This window comes from Streptomyces sp. SID5785, from assembly GCF_009870065.1.
GTDB lineage: Bacteria > Actinomycetota > Actinomycetes > Streptomycetales > Streptomycetaceae > Streptomyces.
The window spans coordinates 1-2876 of sequence record NZ_WWIA01000993.1; the positions used below are offsets into that span (position 1 = coordinate 1).

At 74.1% G+C, this 2876-nt stretch carries 4 protein-coding genes and 1 pseudogene; 2 read left to right on the forward strand and 3 right to left on the reverse strand.

The window, feature by feature from the left end:
- On the forward strand, positions 1-615 hold a 615-nt coding region (locus tag GTW43_RS32385; RefSeq protein ID WP_237536928.1), incomplete at its 5' end, for an alpha/beta hydrolase-fold protein.
- 46 nt (positions 616-661) lie between these two features.
- Here GTW43_RS32385 and GTW43_RS32390 read toward each other — a convergent pair.
- Positions 662-1003, reverse strand: coding sequence for a GNAT family N-acetyltransferase (locus GTW43_RS32390; protein ID WP_161305540.1), 342 nt, complete (start codon positions 1001-1003; stop codon positions 662-664).
- 13 nt (positions 1004-1016) lie between these two features.
- Positions 1017-1976: a pirin family protein gene (locus GTW43_RS32395; RefSeq protein WP_161305541.1), complete on the reverse strand. Its 960-nt coding sequence runs from the start codon at positions 1974-1976 to the stop codon at positions 1017-1019.
- Between the two features lie 132 nt (positions 1977-2108).
- Between GTW43_RS32395 and GTW43_RS32400 the strand changes: the two genes are divergently transcribed.
- Positions 2109-2585 carry a carboxymuconolactone decarboxylase family protein gene (locus GTW43_RS32400; protein WP_161305542.1) on the forward strand — a complete coding sequence of 159 codons (477 nt, stop codon included), beginning with the start codon at positions 2109-2111 and terminating at the stop codon, positions 2583-2585.
- On the opposite strand, the pseudogene GTW43_RS32405 reads toward GTW43_RS32400, so the two are convergent.
- Positions 2575-2876, reverse strand: a pseudogene (locus GTW43_RS32405) (TetR family transcriptional regulator); the annotation flags it as partial. The gene GTW43_RS32400 and the pseudogene GTW43_RS32405 overlap by 11 nt on opposite strands.

Below are 2876 nucleotides of genomic sequence, written 5' to 3' on the forward strand. Positions count from 1 at the left end.
GCGCCGCCGCGCGACACGGAGTGCGTGGACGTGCCGGGCGGCCCGAAGGCCGAGACGTTCTTCACGAAGGACCTGCCGCAGGCGCTGAGGTCGGCGTACCGGGTCGGTCACGACCCCAGCGCGTGGGGAGCGCTCGGCTACTCGTCCGGCGGGTCCTGCGCGCTCCAGCTGGCGCTGCGCAACCCGCGGACCTACACCTCGGCGGCCGCACTGTCCGCCGACTACGCCGTGCACGACGATCTGACGACGGGTTCACTGTTCGGCAGCGGGCCGCAGGCCGCACAACGGCGCCGCAGCCACGACCTGGTCTGGCGGCTCGGCCACCTCCCCGTGCCGCGCGTCTCGGTGCTGGTCGCGAGCAGCCGGCAGGGCGAGAAGGACTACGGCGCGACGATGTCGTTCCTGCGCGCGGTGCGACCGCCGATGACGTCGGCACGGATCATCCTGCCGCAGGGCAGCCACCACTTCACGACCTGGCTGCGGGAGATCTCGCCGGCGATGGAGTGGATGGGCCGGCAGCTGACGTTCCCGCAGGACACCACGCCGGGTGCGAAGCGTCCCGCGCCGTCGGAGAGTTCGGCAGCGCCGTCGCGGCGTCCCGCCCGGCGGCTCTAGGGCCTGTCCGGCGGGTCATGTCGCGGGCGCGGGACGCGGCGCGGGCTCAGCGCTTCAGCTGTCCGTCCAGCCACTCCAGTGTCTGCGGGGTCACCGGGTCCGTGATGTCGGCGTACTCCTCGTGCTTCTTCAGGAACTTCGCGACGTACGGGCACACGGGGACGATGCGCAGACCGGCGGCGCGGACGTCGTCGAGGGCCTCGCGGACGAGCACGGCGGCGAGGCCCCGGCCGGCGAAGGCGTCGTCGATCTCGGTGTGGAAGAAGACCCTGCGGTCGTCGCGATCGCGGTAGGCGGTGAAGCCGGCCGGCTCTCCGTCGACCTCGACGGTGTAGCGGTGCCGGGCGTCGACGCGCCGGACGACGGGGGTGGCGGCGGGCTCGGTCATGACCGGGCTCCTCTCAGAGGCTTGGGGTGGGCGGGTTCTTGCGGGGCGTGAGGGTGGCGTGGGGCAGGGCCGGCGCGGGGAGCCGCTCGCCGGGGTAGCCCTCGACGTGGCCGAAGCGGTCGGAGGCCGCCTCCCACGCGGCGCGGGCCTCGGCGATGTCCTCGTGGGTGCGGCCGACGAAGTTCCACCACATGACGATCTCCTCGCCGAACGGCGGGCCGCCCAGCAGGACGACGCGGGCGGGCGCGTCCGTGTCGTTGGTGAGGGCCAGCGTGGCGGCGCCGGGGGCGAGGTAGCCCAACTCGGCGCGTTTCAGCTGCGTTCCGGCGAAGGTGACGGCTCCCTCGTCGACGAGGAGCCCGTGCTCGAAGCCGGGATCGACGTCGAGGGCGAGGCGGGCGTGCGGATCAAGCACGAGTTCGGCACCGAGCAGCGGGGTGTACGTGGGGACCGGCGAGGTGGCTCCGGCGAGCGAGCCCAGGAAGACGCGCAGTCCGGCGCCGTCGATCCGGACGTGCTCGGGGACGTGGTGCCGGAATCCGCGGGCCGTGTGCCGGTCCCGGTCGGGCAGGGCCACCCACAGCTGGACGCCGTGCAGCACGGTGGTCGCGGGGGTGGACACCTCGCTGTGGGCGATGCCGTGACCGCTCGTCATCAGGTTCAGCTCGCCGGGGCGGACCAGGGCGTGGGTGCCGAGCGTGTCCCGGTGTTCGATCTCCCCGCTGAAGAGCCAGCTCACGGTCTGGAGTCCGGTGTGCGGGTGCGGGGCGACGTCCATCCCGCCCGCGGCGGCGACGTCGTCGGGACCGTAGTGGTCGACGAAGCACCAGGCGCCGATCAGGGTTCTGGCCCGCTGCGGCAGCGTCCGGCGGACGCGCATGGCGCGGGGGCCGCCGAGCGGCACCTCCCGCGCGGTGACGATCTCGGCCCGCGGCGCGGCGTGTTCCGCGCCTGCGGGGTCGGCGACGCTCATGCTCGCCCCTTCCACTTCCCGTGAGGATCCATGGCTAGTTTTACGTTCAACTATTATGCTTGATCATACGACGCGTCCCCCGCCGGTGCCACCCACCCCGGAGGGCCCCGACTCACCCCGCAGGAGCGCACCTTGAGCGACACCGCAGCCGGCCCCGGCGACGCCCGCGTCTTCGTGGACAAGCAGAGCCCGAAGGCGTACCACGCGCTGCTCCAGACCGCGGAGGCCGTGCGCGCCACCGCGGCGGACGCGGGGGTCGACCGCGTCCTCGTCGAGCTGGTCAATCTGCGGGTGTCGCAGATCAACGGCTGTGCGTACTGCCTCCACGTGCACACCCGCGCCGCACTGCGCGCCGGGGAGACGGCCCAGCGGCTCGGCGTGCTGGCCGCGTGGCGCGACACCGAGCTGTTCACCGACCGGGAGCGTGCCGCGCTGGCCCTCGCCGAGGCGACCACGTCACCGGCCGACGCGGGCGCGCAGGACGCCGCGTACGCCGGGGCCCGCCGCGTCTTCACGGACGACGAGATCTCCGCCGTCGTGTGGGTGGCCGTCGCCATCAACGCCTTCAACCGCGTCTCGATCCTCAGCAAACACCCCGTCAGGCCGTAGGGCGGGATGCACGGCGCCCCCGCGGAGCGTCCGGCACCAGGGGGAGGCTGCCCAGCGCGAGCGGCGCGGCCGGCGGCAGGGCGCCGTGGGCGGCGTCGGCGCGGAACGAGTCGAGCAGGTACGCCACCAGGCGGCGGGACGCGGCCGCGTCGTCCGGCAGCGCGGCGACCAGGCCGCAGTGCGCCATGAGCACCACCCCGAGGTCCGAGGGCTCGAAGTCGGCCCGCAGCGCACCGGCCGCCTGGGCCCTGCGCACCAGGGTCCGCAGCTCCCCCTCCGCACGCCGCCTGG